This is a genomic window from Hyphomicrobium sp. 802, assembly GCF_000526135.1.
Lineage (GTDB): Bacteria > Pseudomonadota > Alphaproteobacteria > Rhizobiales > Hyphomicrobiaceae > Hyphomicrobium_B.
This window is the reverse complement of record NZ_JAFM01000001.1, coordinates 1,685,403-1,705,547: the sequence shown is the minus strand read 5'-3', so window position 1 is coordinate 1,705,547 and position 20,145 is coordinate 1,685,403. Positions and strand designations below refer to the sequence as shown.

General features: G+C 60.6%; 18 protein-coding genes. 12 read left to right on the top strand and 6 right to left on the bottom strand.

Annotation, left to right across the window (positions count from 1 at the left end; all coding sequences use genetic code 11):
• The first annotated feature begins 3 nt into the window (after positions 1–3).
• From rnr to rpmG, 4 genes are all read left to right on the top strand, one after another.
• On the top strand, positions 4–2,280 hold the full coding sequence (rnr, locus tag HYP802_RS0108525) for a ribonuclease R (RefSeq protein WP_013946763.1): 2,277 nt from the start codon (positions 4–6) through the stop codon (positions 2,278–2,280).
• Positions 2,237–2,797, top strand: coding sequence for a DUF983 domain-containing protein (locus tag HYP802_RS0108520; protein ID WP_348623178.1), 561 nt, complete (start codon positions 2,237–2,239; stop codon positions 2,795–2,797). The genes rnr and HYP802_RS0108520 overlap by 44 nt, the downstream gene beginning before the upstream one ends.
• 10 nt (positions 2,798–2,807) lie before the next feature.
• Complete coding sequence (locus tag HYP802_RS0108515) at positions 2,808–3,512, top strand: NUDIX hydrolase (RefSeq protein ID WP_013946761.1); 705 nt, start codon at positions 2,808–2,810, stop codon at positions 3,510–3,512.
• Between the two features lie 76 nt (positions 3,513–3,588).
• The gene (gene rpmG, locus HYP802_RS0108510) at positions 3,589–3,756 is read left to right on the top strand and encodes a 50S ribosomal protein L33 (RefSeq protein ID WP_013946760.1); all 168 of its coding nucleotides are present in this window, start codon (positions 3,589–3,591) and stop codon (positions 3,754–3,756) included.
• Positions 3,757–4,334: 578 nt separating this feature from the next.
• Here rpmG and HYP802_RS0108505 read toward each other — a convergent pair.
• Both HYP802_RS0108505 and HYP802_RS0108500 read right to left on the bottom strand, forming a co-directional pair.
• Positions 4,335–5,705, bottom strand: coding sequence for a PleD family two-component system response regulator (locus HYP802_RS0108505; protein ID WP_013946759.1), 1,371 nt, complete (start codon positions 5,703–5,705; stop codon positions 4,335–4,337).
• 24 nt (positions 5,706–5,729) lie between these two features.
• The gene (locus tag HYP802_RS0108500; protein WP_050976861.1) at positions 5,730–6,143 is read right to left on the bottom strand and encodes a response regulator; all 414 of its coding nucleotides are present in this window, start codon (positions 6,141–6,143) and stop codon (positions 5,730–5,732) included.
• A 164-nt stretch (positions 6,144–6,307) separates the two neighbouring features.
• Here HYP802_RS0108500 and HYP802_RS0108495 point away from each other — a divergent pair, with 164 nt between their 5' ends.
• Entirely contained in the window at positions 6,308–6,577 is a 270-nt protein-coding gene (locus HYP802_RS0108495) for a DUF3572 domain-containing protein (RefSeq protein ID WP_245261478.1), read from the top strand.
• A gap of 7 nt (positions 6,578–6,584) precedes the next feature.
• On the opposite strand, the gene HYP802_RS0108490 is transcribed toward HYP802_RS0108495, so the two are convergent.
• The gene (locus HYP802_RS0108490; RefSeq protein ID WP_013946756.1) at positions 6,585–7,469 is read right to left on the bottom strand and encodes a cell envelope integrity EipB family protein; all 885 of its coding nucleotides are present in this window, start codon (positions 7,467–7,469) and stop codon (positions 6,585–6,587) included.
• A 130-nt stretch (positions 7,470–7,599) separates the two neighbouring features.
• Between HYP802_RS0108490 and HYP802_RS0108485 the strand changes: the two genes are divergently transcribed.
• The 5 genes from HYP802_RS0108485 (at position 7,600) to HYP802_RS0108465 (ending at position 11,298) form a co-directional block, all read left to right on the top strand.
• Positions 7,600–8,061 carry a RidA family protein gene (locus HYP802_RS0108485; protein ID WP_013946755.1) on the top strand — a complete coding sequence of 154 codons (462 nt, stop codon included), beginning with the start codon at positions 7,600–7,602 and terminating at the stop codon, positions 8,059–8,061.
• A gap of 4 nt (positions 8,062–8,065) precedes the next feature.
• Positions 8,066–8,818 (top strand): glycerophosphodiester phosphodiesterase family protein, encoded by a 753-nt coding sequence (locus HYP802_RS0108480; protein WP_013946754.1) that lies wholly within the window; start codon positions 8,066–8,068, stop codon positions 8,816–8,818.
• A gap of 117 nt (positions 8,819–8,935) precedes the next feature.
• Complete coding sequence (locus HYP802_RS0108475; RefSeq protein ID WP_013946753.1) at positions 8,936–10,108, top strand: GNAT family N-acetyltransferase; 1,173 nt, start codon at positions 8,936–8,938, stop codon at positions 10,106–10,108.
• A 44-nt stretch (positions 10,109–10,152) separates the two neighbouring features.
• Positions 10,153–10,572 (top strand): HIT family protein, encoded by a 420-nt coding sequence (locus tag HYP802_RS0108470; protein WP_013946752.1) that lies wholly within the window; start codon positions 10,153–10,155, stop codon positions 10,570–10,572.
• A gap of 84 nt (positions 10,573–10,656) precedes the next feature.
• Entirely contained in the window at positions 10,657–11,298 is a 642-nt protein-coding gene (locus tag HYP802_RS0108465) for an SDR family oxidoreductase (RefSeq protein ID WP_013946751.1), read from the top strand.
• A gap of 61 nt (positions 11,299–11,359) precedes the next feature.
• Here the strand turns inward: HYP802_RS0108465 and clpA are convergent, their stop codons facing one another.
• Both clpA and clpS read right to left on the bottom strand, forming a co-directional pair.
• Positions 11,360–13,813, bottom strand: coding sequence for an ATP-dependent Clp protease ATP-binding subunit ClpA (clpA, locus tag HYP802_RS0108460; protein WP_013946750.1), 2,454 nt, complete (start codon positions 13,811–13,813; stop codon positions 11,360–11,362).
• Positions 13,814–13,820: 7 nt separating this feature from the next.
• The gene (gene clpS / locus HYP802_RS0108455) at positions 13,821–14,168 is read right to left on the bottom strand and encodes an ATP-dependent Clp protease adapter ClpS (protein ID WP_029670871.1); all 348 of its coding nucleotides are present in this window, start codon (positions 14,166–14,168) and stop codon (positions 13,821–13,823) included.
• 663 nt (positions 14,169–14,831) lie between these two features.
• Between clpS and HYP802_RS0108450 the strand changes: the two genes are divergently transcribed.
• A complete protein-coding gene (locus HYP802_RS0108450) occupies positions 14,832–16,493 on the top strand; it encodes a D-alanyl-D-alanine carboxypeptidase (RefSeq protein WP_013946747.1) in 1,662 nt (553 codons plus the stop codon).
• 65 nt (positions 16,494–16,558) lie between these two features.
• On the top strand, positions 16,559–16,924 hold the full coding sequence (locus tag HYP802_RS0108445) for a cupin domain-containing protein (protein WP_013946746.1): 366 nt from the start codon (positions 16,559–16,561) through the stop codon (positions 16,922–16,924).
• A gap of 9 nt (positions 16,925–16,933) precedes the next feature.
• Here HYP802_RS0108445 and putA read toward each other — a convergent pair whose 3' ends face one another.
• A complete protein-coding gene (putA, locus tag HYP802_RS0108440) occupies positions 16,934–20,086 on the bottom strand; it encodes a bifunctional proline dehydrogenase/L-glutamate gamma-semialdehyde dehydrogenase PutA (RefSeq protein ID WP_245261477.1) in 3,153 nt (1,050 codons plus the stop codon).
• Positions 20,087–20,145: the final 59 nt, after the last annotated feature.

The following is a 20,145-nucleotide window of genomic DNA, read 5'->3' as shown; positions in this document are numbered from 1 at the left end:
AAGGTGGCCCGCAAATCGAGCCCGGCGCGAGCCCCGGCCGATGGCGGTCTGCCGAGCAAGGAGCAGATTCTCGAATTCCTGAATTCCGCTCCGGGCAAAGCCGGCAAGCGCGAGATCGCTCGCGCCTTCGGTGTATCAGGCGGCGCGAAGATTGCGTTGAAGCGCCTGCTCGCCGAAATGACGGAAGAAGGCGCCCTCTCAGGCGACAAGAAGCACTTGCGCGAAAAGGGCAAGCTGCCGCCCGTCACGACGCTTGAAGTCACCGGCCGCGATGACGACGGCGACCTTCTTGCTAAACCTCTTCAGTGGGAAGAGTCCGACGGCAAGCGCCCAGTCGTTCGCGTTGTCGCGACCCGCGATGGACGCGACGCTGAGATCGGCATCGGCGATCACATTCTTGCGCGCCTGCAAAAGTTGCCCCGCGGCAGCGGGCAGGCGTCTTACGAAGCGACGCCGATCAAGAAGCTGCCACGCGAGAAGCGCCGGCTGCTCGGCATCTTCCGCGCGTCGAAGCGCGGCGGCGGCACCATCGAACCGATCGACCGCAAGGAATTGAAGAGCTGGCCGATCCTGCCCGACGATACGGGCAGCGCGGAAGACGGCGACCTCGTGCGCTTCCAACTCAACCGACGTGGCCGCTTTGCGACGCCGCGCGCCGAAATCGTCGAAAGCCTGGGCAATCCCGACGATCAGCGCAAGATTTCGCTCATCGCCATTCACGCCCACGGCATCCCAGAGGACTTTCCTGAATCCGTCCTGCAAGAGTGCGAGACGCTCCCGCCTCCGACGATGGATGGCCGCACGGACCTCCGAAACGTCCCGCTGTTGACGATCGACCCCATCGACGCCCGCGACCATGACGACGCGGTGCACGCCGAGCCCGACACCGATCCGAAAAATTCCGGTGGCTTCATCGTCACCGTCGCCATCGCCGACGTTGCCCACTACATTCGTCCGGGCTCGAAGCTCGACCGCGAGGCGCAACTGCGCGGCAACTCGGTCTACTTCCCTGATCGCGTCGTGCCGATGCTACCAGAGAAGATTTCAAACGACCTCTGCTCGCTGCGTGAGCTTGAGGAACGCCCCTGCCTCGCCGTTCGCATGATCTTCGACAAGCATGGCGAGAAGCGAAAGCACACGTTCCTTCGCGCCATGATGAAGTCGGCCGCGAAGCTCTCCTACCAGGAAGCGCAGGCCGCCATCGATGGCAAACCCTCCGACAAATGCCAGCCGCTGATGGAGCGCGCGCTGCTCCCGCTGTGGGCAGCCTATCGCGCCGTCGCGAAAGCCCGCGACAACCGCGGCCCGCTCGACCTCGATCTGCCCGAGCGCCGTATCGTGCTCGACGAGGAAGGCAAGGTTGCGCGCGTCGTCACACCGGAACGACTCGAAGCCCATCGCCTGATCGAAGAGTTCATGATCCAGGCGAACGTCGCTGCCGCCGAGACGCTCGAAGAAAAGCGCCTGCCGCTTGTCTATCGCGTTCACGATCAACCGAGCCCCGAGAAGCTCAAAGGCCTGCGCGACTTCCTCGAAACGCTCGATATGAAAATTCCTCACGCGGGCGCGCTAAAGCCGGAAGCCTTCAATCGCGTGCTTGAGCAGGCGAAAGACCTTCCCGTACCGGATCTCATCAGCGAAGTGATCCTGCGCTCGCAATCGCAAGCCGAATACAATCCGAAGAACATCGGCCACTTCGGCCTGAACCTCGTGCGCTATGCACACTTCACGTCGCCGATCCGCCGCTACGCCGACTTGATCGTCCATCGCGCGCTGATCCGCGCATTGAGCCTCGGCCCCGACGGATTGACCGACGATGAAATTCCGCGTCTCGCGAGCGTCGCCAAGGCCATCTCAGATACCGAGCGCCGCGCCATGTCCGCCGAGCGCGAGACGACCGACCGTCTGATCGCCGCTCACCTGGCCGATCGCATCGGAGTGACGTTCACGGCGCGCATCGCTGGCGTAACGCGTTCTGGTCTATTCGTGCGCCTGAAGGACACCGGCGCCGACGGCTACATTCCGATTGGAAGCCTCGGAAACGACTACTATCACCACGTCGAAGCCGCCCACGCATTGATCGGCGCGCGCTCCGGCGAAGGCTATCGCCTTGGTGATACTGTTGAAGTCCGCTTGCTTGAGGCAATTCCCTCGGCAGGCGCATTGCGTTTCGAAATGCTGACGGAGCCCTCGCCCGGCAACTTCGGCTCGGGAAAGACCTTGCGGCGCAACACAGGTGGCAAACGAAAATTCGGAAAGTTCCGCGGGCAACGACGCTAACGCCGCAGGACAGGAGGCCCACCTTGACCTCGGAAACGGAAAACCCCATCACCTAGCCATGGCCAACCCAGCCGACAAGATTATCGACGCTGACGCCCAGACGGATCGTAATCTCTGGCAAGCGATGGGGCGCGGCTGGCGACAGCGCTGCCCATGCTGTGGCACCGGACGGATCTACGGCAAATATCTCAAAGTCAACGACATCTGCTCCGATTGCGGCACGGAGTTTTTCCATCAGCGCGCCGACGACGCTCCTCCTTATTTCGTCATGACGATCACCGCACACGTCATCGTCGCTGGCATTCTCATCACCGAACAGCTCTATTCGCCGCCAACCTGGGTGCAGCTTTCGATCTGGATGCCGGCGCTGGTGATCTTGAGCCTCTGGCTGCTGCCGCGCGTCAAAGGTGCGTTGATCGGATATCAGTGGGCGCTTCGCATGCATGGCTTCGGCGATCCGAGCCTCGACGAGCCTGAGAAATGGCCGCCAGCTCCGGCCGAGACGGACACGCGGTAACGAGCCGTCCATGTCCGCGGAGCCACTCGACAATCCTACGTCCGATGTTCCCGTTCGCGACGCCGCGTGCCTGCTCGTCGCCGACCTCAGCAACGCCGAACCCAAACTGCTGATGGGACGCCGTCATTCCAATCAAGTCTTCCTGCCCAACAAATGGGTCTTCCCCGGCGGTCGCGTCGAAGACGAAGATCGCCACTTCGCAAAGCAGTTCGCAGGACAATTCTCGCCTGCCGATCTGGCCGACGAGATCAAACCATTTGCGCTTGCAGGCATCCGCGAGCTTTTCGAGGAGACAGGGCTGCTGATCGGCAAAGAAGGTGCACTGCCCGAGACATTGCCTGCCTGGCAGACGTTTGCCGCATCAGGGCAGGCACCAGCTCCCGCGAACCTCATTCCGTTCGCGCGCGCGATAACGCCGCCGGGCCGCGTTCGCCGTTACGATACTTGGTTCTTCCTTGCAGTTTCCGAAGCGGTCTCTGCCGATCGCTCTGCGACGGACGACGAGCTGCTGGATCTTGGATGGTTTACGCTAACGGAAGCCGCGGCGCTCGATTTGCCAAACATTACGCGGCTTGTGCTTAATGATGTGGCCGAACTTCTCGAAGCCGCGCCGGTATTTCGCAACAGCGCCGAACTCCTGCCTTTCTATTATTCCGCAGGCTCATCCTTCCACCGCGACCTGATATCGTGTAAAGTCGCACCTCCGATGCCTTGACACGGCAAAGTTGACGCGTATGTTGCGCGCTCCCTGGCCAAGGTTTCTTGGCATTTTTCACTTAAGGCCACTATCCATGGCAAAGCCAGTTACGCAGAAAATCAAATTGTTGTCGTCCGCCGGAACCGGTTTCTTCTACGTCACGAAGAAAAATCCGCGCACGGCAACCGAAAAGCTTGTTTTCAAGAAGTACGACCCCGTTGCGCGTAAGCACGTGGAATTCAAAGAAACAAAAATTAAATAAACCGCGCTGCTGCTCAGCCGATTACGGCTGAACTTGACGGATATCAATCGCGTTGAGGAAGCTCTGGCTGATGATGTGGCCAGGGCTTAAAGCAAACTCGGCAGCGGGGTAAATCGTTCCGAGACAGCTTCGCAACCCTGGCCACGACCGGGCGAGGTTCAAAGAGGGCGTTGTTCCCCACCCAGCTTCGCGATCGATCCTCCGCAACCGTTCGAGGAGGCCACTCGTGTGGTCGCTTGGTTCGATCATACCCACTCTACCAGGCTTTGCGGCGGGCCCGATAGCGCGGGATTTTATAGGCGTCACCTCACAGCGAGTGCACGCAAGGCCGACGTCAAAATCGCAAGAATTCCTATTTATCCCCACTTAGACGCGTAGATTGGTGCCAGATTACGACGCGGAAAGCAACAACTGCTTTACTGTGTCGCTGGCGCTACGATTCACGCAAGCTTGGCTGTATGGCGTTCACAACTAACTGACAGAAAAGCATAGCTATTTTCTGACATCTGCGTGACGGTTGCGTTGTTCTCAAATTGCGGCTTGCCCGCAAGCAACGTGACTTTCGGCTAAAGTCTCATTTACGCGGCGTCGACGACAACGCGGTTCCGGCCGCGTCTTTTGGCGATGTAGAGGGCGCTATCCGCCCGCTTGAACATCGTCTCCGGCGTGTCGTCTGCCGTCTCCAACGTGCCGATCCCTACGCTCGCCGTCACCCGGATATTCTGACCATCACCGATCCGGAATTCATCGGAGGCAACGCATGCGCGCAGGCGCTCGCCGACCTGATAAGCGTGCGTTAGATCAGTGTCCGGCATAATGATCACGAACTCCTCGCCGCCGAACCGGCAGGCAAGATCGATCCCGCGCGTATTGCGCCGCAAGCGCACGGAAAACTCCCTCAGCACTTCATCACCGACATCGTGCCCGTAGGTATCGTTGACGTTCTTGAAGTGATCGATGTCGGCGACCAGCATCGACAGGCTGCGCCCGGTCCGGGCCGCTTCCGAAACAAGCGTCCGCAAATGGCCTTCCATGTAGCGACGGTTATGTAGCCCGGTCAGCGAATCCGTAATCGACAGCTCGACGCTTTCCGCGAGCCGATGGCGAAGAAAATCCGAATGCCGCTTCCGCTTGATCTGGGTTTTGACACGCGCCAGCAGTTCATGGCGATCGATCGGCCGCATCAGGTAGTCGTTGACGCCCATATCGAGGCCGCGCAGCAATCGTGCTTCATCGCCGGGTTCGACCAGCATGATAACCGGTAGATGCCGCGTCCGTTCGAGCGATCTGACCTGCGAGCAAAGCCGCAAGCCGTCCGAGCCGCTCAATGAAAGACTGACGATGAGCAGATCAAATCCGCCCTCGGCGAGCCGAACGAGCGCCGTCTGCGCATCCCGTTCGAGATGCGCGTCGTTCGCGCGCGACAGCACTTCAAGCAAACGCGTCGCCGACCGCTCATGATCGTCGACCAGCAGAACACGCCCTGTCCTCGCCGACAGAGCCCGCGCGAGGGAGCCGTCGTCGGGAATGCCCATGGTTCGGCCCGTCGACGCGCGCATCATCATTTCGTCGTTGAGCATTTTGAGGCGTGCAAGGTTCCGCACACGCGTCACGAGCGCGATGTCGTCGACCGGCTTGGTGAGGAAATCATCCGCACCGCTCTCCAGCCCGAGAACCTTGTCGGACGGCTGATCGAGGGCGGTGACCATGACGACGGGAATGTGGTGCGTGAGATGACTACCTTTAATGCGGCGGCACGTTTCGAAGCCGTCCATGCCGGGCATCATGACGTCGAGAAGCACGACGTCGACGCTCTCATGCTCAAGGATATCGAGCGCCTGCTGCCCGCTGTTCGCCGTGAGAACTTCGAAATATTCCGCCTGAAGCCTCGCTTCGAGAAGCTTCACGTTTGCCAGAATATCGTCGACGACGAGAACGCGCGCGGTCATGAGCTGAAAAATCTTTGAAGAATACTAGGCCTTCGATGCACCGATGAACTTCCGGACGGTTTCGAGGAAAGACGTGACGGAGATCGGTTTCGAGATGTACGCTTCGCAACCGCCTGAACGGATGCGTTCTTCATCGCCTTTCATCGCAAAGGCCGTGACCGCGACGATGGGAATTTGGCAAAGCGTATCGTCGTCCTTTAGCCAGCGCGTGACCTCTAGCCCGGATACCTCCGGCAGCTGAATGTCCATCAAGATGAGATCGGGACGATGCTTGCGCGCGAGTTCGAGAGCCTCGAAGCCGTTGCGCGTCTGAATTGTCTGATAACCGTGCGCAACAAGGAGATCGTTGAAGAGCTTCATATTGAGCTCGTTGTCTTCAACGATCAGGACAGATTGCGCACCGAGCAGCGGCTCGGGCGAACGACGCTCGACGCTCATTCCCGTTTCCTGATACGTCATAGCAACCGCCTAGGCTCCTTGCGGCCGTTGTGCACCGATTCTCCGTTGAATTGGCGCTCGACTTTGCCCCTGAAAGCGGTAACCAACAGTTAACGACACCTCGACGATTAGGTAACCATATGTTCCGATCGAAGCCCGCGCGATTGACCGAGGAACGGGCAGAAGCACTCGCGTTGCAGATACTGACGTACGTGCTCGCCGACCCCAAGCAGATTTCGCGCTTTCTGGCGCTGACCGGAAGCGACCCGCAAGACCTTCGCAACATCGCCTCTTCGCGCGAGATGCAGCTGGCGACGCTCGAGTTTCTATTGTCCGATGAAGGGCTTCTTCTGGCATTTTGCCAGGAGAACGGGATTGACCCGGCGCTGATTGCGCCGGCCCATCAGCTACTCGCCGGCCCGATCGACGACTGAAGTAAATTTATTTCGTCGGCGCCGCCGTGGCGGGGCACTTACCGGGTTCAAGGAACGTCAGCTCCTTGAGATCGCCCCTGATCGAAAACTCACCGTAATCGATCTTGAGATCGCTCGTGACGCCATTCTCGAAATAGCGGAACGACAGCTCGTAAGCGGGCGTCTGATCTTCGTGCTCTTTGCCGGCGTCGAAATAGCTGATCGTCATCGGCCAGGATTCGACCTTCGCCAGCTGATCGGCACCCTTGAACGTGCCGACAGACGCATCCGGACCAGTCCCGAATTTTTTGCCGATGATCGTATTGGTTAGGTAGTATTTCTCGCCCTTCTCCGAACCGTCGTAGAGATTGGCGGTGAACATCTTGACACCGCTCTTGGCGGCTTGAACCAAGGTTGAAGCGTGCTGCATCGGGAAATAAATGTCGGTCGGCAGCGACAACCGCTTCTTGGCGGGCTTCACGAGATCGACGCCGACGACTGGCGTCGCGCCCTTCGTCCTTAGCGCATCGCCTTGGCTCGAATCCGCTAGCTCATCGTTCTGATATTGCGTCGATGAAAAACGGAGCTTCTTGGCGTCCGCCTCTTCCCAGCTCGAATTTCTAAGATCGCTAACCGTCTCGACGCCATCCTGGTTCGTCATCACAGTGACGAAGCGCATGTTCTGCGTATAACCCTCGCACGGCGAGCCCTTCAGCTCATAAACCATCCGGCCGACGATTCCGGTCACGCCCGAGCCCGCCGAAGCATCGCCCAAAGACAGATCGTATACGGCGCGATGCGGCGAAAACGGCACAAGCTCTGCAGCTGCCGCAGAATGGCTCGCCATTCCCGATGCAAGGCCCGCTACCAGGGTCGAAAGCGCTACCAAAGCGTAGCCAAAACGCGTCGTCATCGAACTTAGCTCGCTCTCCGGGCGGAAAAGGCTATAGGTACCGCAAACAAGATGGCAGATAAAGCATTTACAAAAGGGCGTTGCGACGGCCACAAGCTACTGAACAACCTAAACATCGAGTAATCTTTCAATGACCTCCATCGAACAGCGGCTGGCCGAATTGGGCTTAAAACTCCCCGAGGCTCCGCAACCCGTTGCCAACTACGTGCCGTTTCTTCTTTCGGGCGATCAACTCTTCATTTCAGGTCAGGTCGCCAAGGACGGCGCCGGCCGCATTCTCACGGGAACGCTCGGCGCCGGTGTCTTGATCGAGGAAGGCCAGGAAGCCGCTCACCACTGCGCACTCAACCTGCTGGCGCAAGCCAAGGCAGCCCTCGGCGATCTCGGCCGCATCGTGCAGGTCCTGCGACTCACGGGCTTCGTCGCCTCCGCACCGAACTTCTACGACCAGCCGAAAGTCATCAACGGCGCATCCGACTTGATGGTCGCCGCCCTGGGCGATGCAGGCCGCCACACCCGTTCCGCCGTTGGCGTCGCGAGCCTGCCGTTGAACGCCTGCGTCGAGATCGACGCTATCTTCAAGGTGCGCTGACGTCATGGCCAATCATGCCGCGTTTTTCCGGCCCGTCGCGCACCGTGGGCTGCACGACAGCAAACGCGGCATCATCGAAAACACCGGCCCCGCATTCGAAGCGGCCATTGCGGCCGGTTACGGCATCGAATGCGATATCCGTCCGATCAAACGTGGCGTTCCGGTCGTTTTTCATGACGAGACATTGCAAAGGCTCGTCGGTGGCCGCGGCCTCGTCGCTGACCTGAAGGAAAGCGACCTCAAAACACTGCGCCACCGCGACAGCGACACGCCCATTCTCACGCTCCCCGCACTGCTCGATCTGGTCGCCGGACGCGTGCCACTTCTGATCGAGATCAAAAGCGAGTGGGAGCCGCCGAACAAAACGTTCATCGCCAATATCGCAGCGGCAGTCGCTGCGTACCCAGGCCCCATCGCGTTGATGTCATTCGACCCCGCCGTTATGGTCGCGATAAGGACAGCCGCCCCTGAGATCCTGCGCGGTATGGTCTCCGGCAGCTATGAAGGACCGGGCTGGTGGCCGCGCAAGATCGGTAAGGCCCGCGCCAAAGACCTTCGCGATCTGCTCGAATCGGGCGCCGTCGCACCTGATTTCTACGCCTACGAAGTCGATGCGCTGCCGACGCCCGTCACCGAATTCGTGCGCCGGACGTTAGGTCTTCCCGTTTTCACCTGGACGGTCCGTACCGCCAAACAGCGCCGCATCGCCGAAACATGGGCAGATGCCATGATCTTCGAAGGCTTCCGGCCCGAGTAGCCGCAGCCCGCGACACTGCGTGCCTCCCGCGCCGCGCGTGACAGCCCTGCCGTGTAATCGCTTTGATCCTATATCAAGGCGTTGCATAGACTTTGCGCAGGCGCGACAAACGACCGAATGCCTATATTTTCCGACACCGCCGTCAATCTCGTTCCTTCGATCGCGACACTCGATGCCGCGCAGTGGGACGCATGCGCCAATCCCGATCCGGCGACTTTCAATCCGTTCGTCAGCCACGCCTTCCTGAAGGCATTGGAGGATTCGCATACTGTTGGCCGGCAGACCGGCTGGCTGCCGCGCCACCTCGTCATCAATGACGATGATGGAAACATCGCTGCCGTTGCCCCCGCCTACGTCAAATCCCACAGTCAGGGCGAATACGTTTTCGATCACGGCTGGGCCGATGCTTATGAGCGCGCAGGCGGGCGCTACTATCCAAAGCTTCAGATTGCCATCCCGTTCACGCCTGTTCCCGGCCCACGCCTCCTCGTCAAACCGGGCGAGAAAGCGCGCGCCGACGAACAGGTGCTGGCAGCCGCCGCAATTGAAGTCGCGCGCCAGGGCGGACTGTCATCCGTACACCTGACCTTCCTGAATGCCGAAACGGCCGAACGTTTGAAAGAGTTCGGCTTCCTGACGCGCGTCGGCCAGCAGTTCCATTGGCAGAACGACGGCTACGCATCATTCGATGATTTTCTGGCGTCGCTCGCCTCGCGCAAACGCAAGGCCGTCAAAAAGGAACGGCAGGCCGCCCTCGCACCCGGTATCGAGATCGAGCAGATCTCCGGCAAAGACATCACCGAAGACCATTGGGACGCGATGTTCACGTTTTACATGGACACCGGCAATCGCAAATGGGGCCGCCCTTACCTCAACCGCACGTTCTTTTCGCTGCTGGGCGAGACGATGGCCGAACACTGCCTCCTCGTATTCGCTAAGCGTGACGGGCGCTACATCGCAGGCGCTCTCAACATGATCGGCGGCGATTGTTTGTACGGCCGCTACTGGGGCGCCACGGAGCACCATCCGGCCCTGCATTTCGAGGTCTGCTATTACCAAGCCATCGACTATGCCATCGCCAACAAGCTGCCGCGCGTCGAAGCGGGCGCCCAGGGCGAGCACAAGCTCGCGCGCGGCTACTTGCCGGTCGAAACCTATTCGGCCCACTGGATCGCCGATCCATCGTTCCGCCGCGCCGTCGAGCGTTTCCTGACGCAAGAGCGTGAGGCCGTCGCCCAGATGAATGCCGACTTGACCGAAATGGGTCCCTATCGCAAAGACGAGGCCTGAAGCGGCCCCGGCCGGGTGCCGCGATACCGGGCCGAGCGAACACCATGTCCTATGACAATTCCAATATCTTCGCGAAAATCCTGCGCGGCGAAATCCCGTGCCACAAAGTCTACGAGGATGCTGACGCCATCGTCTTCATGGACGTGATGCCCCAGACGTCGGGCCACACGCTCGTTGTGCCGAAAGCGCCGTCGCGCAACCTGCTCGATGCCGATCCGGCTGTGCTCGCAAAGATCATCCCGCTGGTGCAGAAGGTCGCCATCGCCGCCAAAGCCGCCTTCAACGCCGACGGCATCAGCATCGCCCAGTTCAATGAACCGGCTGGCGGGCAGACAGTGTTTCACCTGCATTTCCACATCATGCCGCGCTACGAGGGCAAACCCCTTCAGTTGCATGCGCGCCAGATGGAAGATGCCGCCATTCTTGCAGCCAACGCCGAGAAGCTGAAAGCAGCGCTGGCGTAACTTAACTGAGTGAGGAGCCGGGCGTGCTCCCCTTCACGGCACGCCCTCGGAAGCCCACTTCTAAACTCGATAAGGAGGTGCGCCATGTCCGTTGTCCTTGTTATCGGCGCTAGCAGCGGGATCGGCTACGAAACTGTGAAAGCCGCACTCTCTGCTGGTCACGAAGTCCGCGCATTCTCGCGCTCGGCAAAGAACATATCGATCAGCCACCCTAAACTCGTGAAGCTCAACGGTGATGCGCGCTCGAGCGCAGATGTCAGTGCCGCGATGCAAGGCGTGGACGCTGTCATTCAATCACTTGGCGTCAAAACGCTAACCGAGCTTGCCTTTGGCACAACGATCTTTTCCGAAGCAACGCGCGTTATGGTCGACAGAATGCAGCAGACCGGCGTTCGCCGCCTTGTCATGGTGACCGGTATCGGCGCCGGGAACAGTCGTGGGCGCATTCACCCTCTCTATGATTACGTGATGTTTCCGCTGTTCCTGCAGCGCGTTTATTCCGACAAAGACATCGCCGAAGATATCGTTCAGAAAAGCAACCTCGACTGGACTATCGTCCGGCCTGGATTGCTGACAAATGCGCCAGCCAAGAAGCGCTATAAGGTACTGAATGACATGAAGGACTGGCGCCGAGGCGCAATATCCCGCGCTGATGTTGCGGACTTCATGGTCAAGAGCCTCGCCGATCCAACCACGTACGGAAAAACGCCGATCCTCGTCGACTGAGACGCTCCAACAAAAACGCCGGGCTTCGAGCCCGGCGTTGTGAATTTCAATCTAAAAAGAACTACTCGTCCTTCTTCTTCCGCGGCACGCTCGGCACCGCACCCGATCCGTTGGGCTTGTCGCCCTTCTCCTTCGGACCGGGAAGCGCCTTCTTTGGCGTCGCGTCGGCCAGGACCGGCTGTGGGCCATCGTCTTCGTCGGTTTCTTCGTCGTCCGGCGTCTTCACCTTCTTCGAAGGATCAAGCGGCAGGAAATCGAACGTCAGCGTCCGATCCGGCCCTTTGCCGGCAACCAGCACCTTCACCGTGCCACCGTTTTCGAGCTTGCCGAACAGCAGCTCTTCTGCCAGCGGCTTCTTGATGTACTCCTGGATGACGCGCGCCAACGGACGAGCACCGAACTTCTCGTCGTAACCCTTCTCCGCAAGCCAGCGCGTCGCCTCATCCGACAGCTCGATCGAAACGCCGCGATCTGCGAGCTGCGCTTCGAGCTGGAAGATGAACTTCTCGACGACCTGCGCGATGATCTCGGGCGACAACCCGGCGAACGGCACGACGGCATCAAGACGGTTACGGAACTCGGGCGTGAACAGCTTGGCCACGGCTTCCGTATCCTCGCCTTCGCGCTTCGTCCGATTGAAGCCCATCGGCGGCTTGGCCATGTCGGACGCCCCCGCGTTCGTCGTCATAATCAGCACGACGTTGCGGAAATCGACCGACTTACCGTTATGGTCCGTCAGCTTGCCGTGATCCATGACCTGCAACAGGATGTTGAACAGGTCCGGATGCGCCTTCTCGATCTCATCGAGCAGCAGCACGCAATGCGGATGCTGATCGATGCCATCAGTCAGAAGGCCGCCCTGATCAAAACCGACATAGCCCGGAGGAGCGCCGATCAGACGGGAAACCGTGTGCTTCTCCATGTATTCCGACATGTCGAAGCGTAGCAGCTCGACGCCCATCAGGTTCGCAAGCTGCTTGGCAACTTCCGTCTTGCCGACGCCGGTCGGGCCGGAGAACAGGTAGCAACCGATCGGCTTCTCGGGCTCGCGCAAACCGGCACGGGCCAGTTTAATCGCGCTCGAAAGCGCTTCGATCGCCTTGTCCTGACCGAACACCAGCCGCTTCAGATCGCGCCCGATGTGCGCAATGACTTCGGCGTCGCTCTTCGTGACGGTTTTCGGCGGAATGCGCGCCATCGTTGCGACGGTCGCTTCGATCTCCTTGGTGGTGATCTTTTTCTTCCGCTTGCTTTCGGGAAGCAGCATCTGCGACGCGCCGGTTTCGTCGATCACGTCGATCGCCTTGTCCGGCAGCTTACGGTCGTGGATGTACTTCGCCGACAGTTCGACCGCGGCCTTAATGGCCTCGTTCGTGTACTTGATCTTGTGATAGTCCTCGAAGACCGACTTCAGACCCTTCAAGATCTCGATGGCATCCTCGACGGACGGCTCCTTGACGTCGATTTTCTGGAATCGACGGACGAGAGCGCGATCCTTCTCGAAGTGCTGGCGATACTCCTTGTAGGTCGTCGAGCCGATGCAGCGCAGCGCGCCCGACTGAAGCGCCGGCTTCAGCAGGTTCGAAGCATCCATCGCGCCGCCCGACGTCGCACCCGCACCGATAACGGTGTGGATCTCGTCGATGAACAGCACGGCTCCCGGGAAAGCTTCGACCTCCTTCATCACGGCCTTAAGCCGCTCTTCGAAGTCGCCACGATAGCGCGTGCCGGCAAGCAGCGCGCCCATATCCAGCGAGAAGATCGTTGCGCCCTTGAGAACGTCGGGAACCTGCCCCTGCACAATCTTGCGCGCCAAGCCTTCAGCAATGGCCGTCTTGCCGACGCCCGGATCGCCAACCAGCAACGGGTTGTTCTTCTGCCGGCGGCAGAGAACCTGAATCGTGCGCAGCACCTCTTGCTCGCGGCCGATCAGCGGATCGATCTTGCCATCGCGGGCCTTTTTATTGAGGTTGACGCAGTAAGTGTTGAGCGCGTCGCCGGGCTTCTTCTCTTCGCTCTCGGTCGAATTGACTTCCTCGTCGACGCCACGAACCGTCCGCGGCTCGAACATGCCCGGCCGCTTCGCGATGCCGTGTGCGATATACTGCACCGCATCGAAGCGAGTCATTTCCTGCTCCTGCAGGAAGTAGGCGGCATGGCTCTCGCGTTCCGAGAAAATCCCGACCAGAACGTTCGCGCCCGTCACCTCTTCGCGTCCGGATGTCTGCACATGCACGATCGCCCGCTGGACGACGCGCTGGAACGAATTCGTCGGGTGCGCATCCCTGGCCGACTTGGATACGATCGGCTTCAGTTCCGTATCCAGATATTCGATCAGGCGCGCCCTGAGCTGCTCAAGATCAACCGAGCAGGCACGCATCACGGCGGCCGCATCCCGGTCGTCAACGAGCGCCAGAAGCAGATGCTCCAGCGTCGCAAATTCGTGGTGACGGACGTTTGCATACTGCACCGCCCGGTGCAGCGAGGCTTCAAGATTTTTGGAGAGCGATGTCAATCGAGTCCTACTCTTTCTCCATGGTGCATTGAAGAGGATGGCCATGCTGCCGCGAGAAGTCCATGACCTGCGTCACCTTGGTTTCAGCAACCTCGTACGTATACACGCCACAAATACCGACACCTTTATGGTGGACATGAAGCATGATGCGGGTGGCATCTTCCTGTCCTTTATTGAAGAAACGCTGCAGCACGAGAACGACGAACTCCATCGGAGTGAAGTCGTCGTTCAACAGAAGAACTTTATATAGGTTCGGCTTCTTAGTTTTGGGACGGGTCTTCGTGACAATACCCGTCTTGGAGTCACCATCACCGTCATCACGGCGCGGACCATCGGGCGGCTCATTCGCTGCCATGCGGGCAGCGTGCACCAGGGAGTGGATGTCCACCTTCTTCATCGCGTGCCTCGGGCAAACCCCGAATCCATCGGATCTCCTAAAGCTATCCCGCAACCTTCAACCGTTGGAGGCAGAAAAGTTACGCTTTCACTGCAAACGCATGCCCGCAGGGACAACTGTCTCTCTCGCCAAATGTTCAAGCTAAACACCCGTGTTCATCAAGCCTGTAATATAGGCACGCTGACGAGCAAAAAATAGAACGAGCCATGCGGCGCTTCAGACAGGCTCGAAGCATGGGACAATGTCGTTTCAACAGATGCTCGCCACCCTCATGACACCCCCCTCTTGGCCCTTCCACAGAAGCCGCGGCGGCCAACAGTCCGGTCTCGCCCCACGCGTCGTCACGCGGGCCATAATCAAGACCTTAGCGCCCAATAATGGGACAGCCAAAGGGGTAAATTTTACCTTGCTCCTTAACGCTAACGAAGTCCTTCAGCTCCTACAGTGGCGCTGGCACCTGGAAAGCGCCGAAAGCCTCTTTGACGCCAAAAAGGTGCCCAAAAACAATGCTCTTCTTGCCGATATCGGTGGGTGGGGCGCCAGTGGGAACCGGTCGGCAATCCCACGAACAGGGTGTCAGTCATTGCCGCTTTTCGAGGGCGGCCAGAGGGATAGAGCGTCGTGTTGCGACGAGTATTTGCGTACGCATCAGCTTTTCTCATCGTTTTCGCCGTTGGCCTGACGAGCGCGGAAGCTCGGGACAACCGCCACGCTGCGTTTATCCTGGACGCCAACACCGGCGCTGTTCTCCACAATGAAGACGGTGATGCGCCGCGTCATCCCGCGTCTCTCACCAAGATGATGACGCTGTATCTGACATTTGAGACGCTCCAGACCGGGCGTCTACGTATGGCCGACAGGATTACGATCTCCGAGCATGCTGCCGATCAGGCGCCCTCGAAGCTCGACCTCAAACCGGGCGATCAGATCACTGTCGAAAACGCCATCAAGGCGATCGTCACCAAGTCCGCAAACGACATCGCCGTCGCGCTTGCCGAAAAAATCGGCGGCTCCGAAACCAATTTTGCCCGTCTGATGAATGCCCGCGCCCGCGCATTCGGCATGTCAGGTACCCACTACGAGAACGCCTCGGGCCTCCCGAACGACGAGCAGATTACCACAGCACACGACATGGCGACCCTCGCGCTGCGCCTGCAGGACGACTTTCCACAGTACTACCCGTTCTTTTCCACCCGGGTGTTTTCGTATGGCGGCAAGTCCTACCGCAACCACAACACCATGCTGAACACCTTCGCAGGCATCGACGGCATCAAAACCGGATACACGCGCGCTTCCGGCTTCAACCTCGTGACGTCCCTTCATCGCGGCGAGAAACATTTGGTCGGCGTTGTCTTCGGCGGCCGCACCGCGGCGACGCGCAATGCCGAGATGCGCGCCCTGCTGACGCGGATGCTGTCGCGCGCCTCCCGCAACAAAACCCGCAAGCCGCTGCTGCTCGCCCGTCTAAGAAACGAGCCGAAGATCGCGCAACGCCCCATAAAGCGCGCGCCGGCCCGCGCGGAAGCTCCACAACCGGCTGTCCAGGCCGACGCCGATGAAACGCCGGTCCGTATCTTCAAAGTCCGTGCGGTGCCGATCTCGACGAAGGCGCGCGCGCCCTCGTCCGACGACACGACCGACATGGAAGACACAGGCCCCGAAGAAGCCCCGGCCCGAGCCGTTCCGCCGATCCAGGCAACGCCCGGCTACACGCGCGTCGGCAACGCTTCCCCGGCGACGGGAGCCCAGGTCGCGCCAATTCGCCCATTCGCTCCGGCGAACCTTGCCAGCTCCAGCACCTCGTCGATAACCGCGCCACCTCGCCCTCTGCAGCGCGTCGCGGCCTATGAACCGCCGCCGCCAGCGCTTGCCCCGCGGCCGCAGCGACGTCAGCAGCCGCAAGAGACCGAACTGCACGACCCGCCGGTTATCCGTGGCATGCCGCCGTCTACGCTGGGCGCCCAAGCCCGCGCGTTAGGTGACGCGTCAGACGATCGGTTTGAACCGCGCCGGGACACGGCTCGGACGGCAAATGGCGGTCGCTATGCCGTTCAGATCGGCGCCTATAGCTCGATCGACGACGCCCAGCGCGCCTTGAGCAACGTCCAGGATCGTGCCGGACGCCTTCTCGCCGGCGTTTCCTCGGTCACCAACCCGGCGATGAAGAACGGCCACCAGATCTTCCGGGCCCGCTTCACCGGCTTCAACGCCAATCGTGCCGCCTCGACGTGCAACGCACTGCGTCGCCAGGCGGTCGATTGCTTCGTCATGGCGGGCGAGTAACGCCTTGCACTGGAAAGCAGCGCAGACGTAGCATCGCCGCCCAGCTTGCAATGTAAGGCCCGCCCGTGACCGCCAACAGCGAAATTCCCAAGCTCGTCGTCTTCCAAGGCGTCCTTCCGCCCGGCGACGTTTATCACCCAGCAGCCGATCGCATCGTCTCTGGGAACCCGGTGCAGTGCGCACAAAACCTGTTTCAAAGCCCCGATGGCCATTTCAGCTCGGGCATCTGGAGCGGCGATCCAGGAGCATGGCGCGTCGTCTTCACCGAAACCGAGTTCTGCTACATCTTGGAGGGCCTCATCGTCGTCCGCGGCGATGATGGTTCCGAGGCGACCTTCCGCGCTGGAGACGCCTTCCTGACGCCCGCAGGCTTCACCGGAACCTGGGAAGTCATCGAACCCGCCAAGAAGTTCTACGCAGTTTATGAGTGACGAAGCCTCCTAACTCTTCCCACTCAGCAGTGTGTAATTGCCGCCGGTCGCGGTGATATCGGTCGAACGCGTCCGCTCGGTCGCAAAGCGCGCAAGATAGTTCGGTCCGCCAGCTTTCGGTCCGGTGCCGGAAAGCCCCTCGCCGCCGAACGGCTGGACGCCGACGACCGCCCCGATCTGATTGCGGTTGACGTAGAGATTACCGACGTGGGCGTTCTCCGCCACGTAATCGGCGACGCTCTCGATGCGGCTGTGCAGCCCAAGCGTCAGGCCGTACCCAGTCGCATTGAGCGCAGCAACGACCTTGTCGATATGCCCGCGCTCATAGCGAACCATGTGAAGGATCGGCCCGAACACTTCATGATCGAGCCTGTCGAGCCGGTCGATCTCATAAAGCGCTGGTGTGACATAGGTCCCAGCCCGGCAGGCTTCCGGCATCGCAAGATCGATGATCTCGCGCCCCTCACGCTGCATCAAGACCTTGTGGCTTTCGAGATTGTCCTGCGCCGCTTCGTCGATCACCGGGCCGATATCGGTCGCGTAATCCAGCGGGTCGCCGACATCAAGCGCTTCGATGGCGCCAGCGAGCAGCGCACGGATACGCGGCGCATTATCGTCTTGAACGAAGAGAATGCGAGCCGCCGAGCAGCGCTGACCGGCGCTATCGTAGGCCGACCGCACAGCATCGCGCACCACCTGCTCAGGCAACGCCGATGAATCCGCGATCATCGCGTTGATTCCGCCCGTCTCGGCGATGAATGGCACGATGGCCGAGCGCCGATCCGCCAGCGCCCGCTGAATGGCCCAGGCTGTTTCGTTCGATCCCGTGAATGCAATTCCTTGCAGGCGCGCATCTTTCACCATCGCTTCGCCGAGCTTGCCGCCGCCCGTCACGAGTTGCAGCGCCTCGCGCGGGACACCCGCTTCATGCAGCAGCCTAACGGCCAAAAAGCCTGAGATCGGCGATTGCTCGGCAGGCTTTGCAATGACGGCATTCCCCGCCGCCAGTGCTGCCGCCACCTGGCCGGTGAAAATTGCAATCGGAAAGTTCCACGGCGAAATGCAGCCGAACACACCGCGCCCGCGCAGCGTCAGAGTGTTTTCCTCGCCCGTCGGGCCCCGGAGTACGACCGGATCGGAAAAAAGCCGCCGCGCTTCGACGGCGTAATAGCGCAGGTAATCGACAGCTTCCCGCACCTCGGCCTGCGCCGCTTCGATGGTCTTCCCGGCCTCGCGGATCAGCGCCGCCATCAGCGCTGCACGATCTCGCTCGAACAGGTCCGCAGCAACTTCGAGAATGCGCGCACGCTCGGCAGCGTCGGTTTTTTCCCATAACGGCGCTGCGTTTTTCGCCGACGCAATCGCGTCTTCGAGGTGCTGCGGCGTTGCAAGCCGCACCGTTCCGATCCGATCGCGATGGTCGTGCGGTGACGCGACAACGCCTGCTGCCTCGCCCCCCGCCGTGACAACGCCGTTGATGATCGGCCCCGCCGCGAATGGCGTTTTCAGGGCTTTCGCGATCTCGGTTTGCAACGCCTCGCGCACGCCGGTCTCGGTTAGAGCCAGCCCGGCATTGTTCTTGCGTTCGGGCAGAAAAATATCGCGCGGGCGCGCAATCAGCTTCGGCCGCTCGCCCGAGCTGAATTCCCGGTCTGCGATCTCGACCGGATCGGCGATGATCTCGGAAATCGGCGTTTCTTCGTCGCCCAACCGATTAACGAACGACGTGTTGGCTCCGTTTTCGAGCAGTCTCCGCACGAGATAGCCGAGCAGATCCTCATGCCCGCCGACCGGCGCATAGACGCGGCAGGCGCGATTGAACTTACCTTCGCCGACGACCTGCTCGTAAAGCGCTTCGCCCATGCCGTGCAGGCGCTGATATTCAAATTCGACAGCGCCCCCCGCGACTGCCGCCGCCGCAATCGTATGCGCGTTATGCGTCGCAATCTGCGGATAGAATGCGACGGGATCGGAAATCAGCAGCCGCATCGCTGCGAGATAGGAAACGTCCGTATGCAGCTTGCGCGAGAATACCGGGTAATCTTCAAGACCACGCTCTTGCGCCCATTTGATCTCGCTGTCCCAGTACGCGCCTTTGACGAGCCGCACCGGAATGCGCTTGCCCGTCTGCTCACTCAGCCGCCGGAGCCAGCGAAGCATCGGGATCGCGCGCTTCCCATAGGCCTGCACGGCGATCCCAAGCCCATGCCAGCCTTCGAGCTGTGAACTGACGAATGTATCACCGAAAAGCTGCGCGGTGAGATCGAGTCTGTCTTGTTCTTCGGCATCGACCGTCAGCCCGAGACCCTTCGCCCGCGCCGCTCGCGCCAGCGTCAACAGTCGGGGGCCGAGTTCCGCACGCAGTCGTTTCTCTTTCCCCGGCTCGAACCGCGGATGCAGCGCCGAAAGCTTCACCGAAATCGAAGGGCGCCCAAAGATCGCGTCGGCATGCTGCGTTGTGAATGGCCGGGCCTCCGCCCCAACGGCATCGATCGCCGCCATGTAGCGCTGGAAATAACGCTCGGCATCATGTTCCGAGCGCGCCGTCTCGCCCAGCATGTCGTAGGAAAACCGGTAGCCCTTCTCTTCATAAAAGCGCGCTCGCGCCAATGCGCTCTCGATCGTCGAGCCCAGCACGAATTGCTCGCCGAGCAGCTTCACGGCATGGCGGATGGCCAGCCGGATCGTTCCTTCACCCGAACGCGCGACGAGCCGCTTCATCGCCTGAAACGGATTGGCGCCTTTCGCCTCCTTGAGCCGCATGATGCGGCCCGTCAGCATCAGGCCCCAGGTCGAGGCGTTGACGAACAGATTATCGGAATGGCCACGATGCTTCTCCCAGGCGCCGCCGGAAATCTTGTCGGCAATGAAGGCGTTGGCCGTTTCGGCATCCGGGATGCGCAGCAGCGCCTCAGCGAGGCACATCAGGATGACGCCCTCATCGGTCGCCAGCCCATACTCGTGCATGAAAGCATCAATGCCCGCATGGCTTGCTTTATCGGCGCGTGCGGTATGAACGAGGCGGCGCGCGATGTCGGCCGTGCGCCGGCGTTCGTCTTCAGTGAAAAACGCCCGCTCGATCAAAGCCCCGACGAGACGCGGCTCGTCCATAAGATACTGGGCGGCGAATTCATCCCGTGGTGGGAGAGCCCGCTGTGTCACGCTGTCCTCACGCCGCAATGTCGCGACCATGTCCTACCCGCTGATATAGGGCGGCCGAT

What these genes read in the sequence shown, in the direction of transcription:
- HYP802_RS0108515 (WP_013946761.1), top strand. Translation starts at nt 2,808, where the DNA reads ATGTCCGCGGAGCCACTCGACAATCCTACGTCCGATGTTCCCGTTCGC.
- rpmG (WP_013946760.1), top strand. Translation starts at nt 3,589, where the DNA reads ATGGCAAAGCCAGTTACGCAGAAAATCAAATTGTTGTCGTCCGCCGGA.
- HYP802_RS0108505 (WP_013946759.1), bottom strand. Translation starts at nt 5,705, where the DNA reads ATGACCGCGCGCGTTCTCGTCGTCGACGATATTCTGGCAAACGTGAAG.
- HYP802_RS0108500 (WP_050976861.1), bottom strand. Translation starts at nt 6,143, where the DNA reads ATGAGCGTCGAGCGTCGTTCGCCCGAGCCGCTGCTCGGTGCGCAATCT.
- HYP802_RS0108490 (WP_013946756.1), bottom strand. Translation starts at nt 7,469, where the DNA reads ATGACGACGCGTTTTGGCTACGCTTTGGTAGCGCTTTCGACCCTGGTA.
- HYP802_RS0108485 (WP_013946755.1), top strand. Translation starts at nt 7,600, where the DNA reads ATGACCTCCATCGAACAGCGGCTGGCCGAATTGGGCTTAAAACTCCCC.
- HYP802_RS0108480 (WP_013946754.1), top strand. Translation starts at nt 8,066, where the DNA reads ATGGCCAATCATGCCGCGTTTTTCCGGCCCGTCGCGCACCGTGGGCTG.
- HYP802_RS0108475 (WP_013946753.1), top strand. Translation starts at nt 8,936, where the DNA reads ATGCCTATATTTTCCGACACCGCCGTCAATCTCGTTCCTTCGATCGCG.
- HYP802_RS0108470 (WP_013946752.1), top strand. Translation starts at nt 10,153, where the DNA reads ATGTCCTATGACAATTCCAATATCTTCGCGAAAATCCTGCGCGGCGAA.
- HYP802_RS0108465 (WP_013946751.1), top strand. Translation starts at nt 10,657, where the DNA reads ATGTCCGTTGTCCTTGTTATCGGCGCTAGCAGCGGGATCGGCTACGAA.
- clpS (WP_029670871.1), bottom strand. Translation starts at nt 14,168, where the DNA reads ATGGCAGCGAATGAGCCGCCCGATGGTCCGCGCCGTGATGACGGTGAT.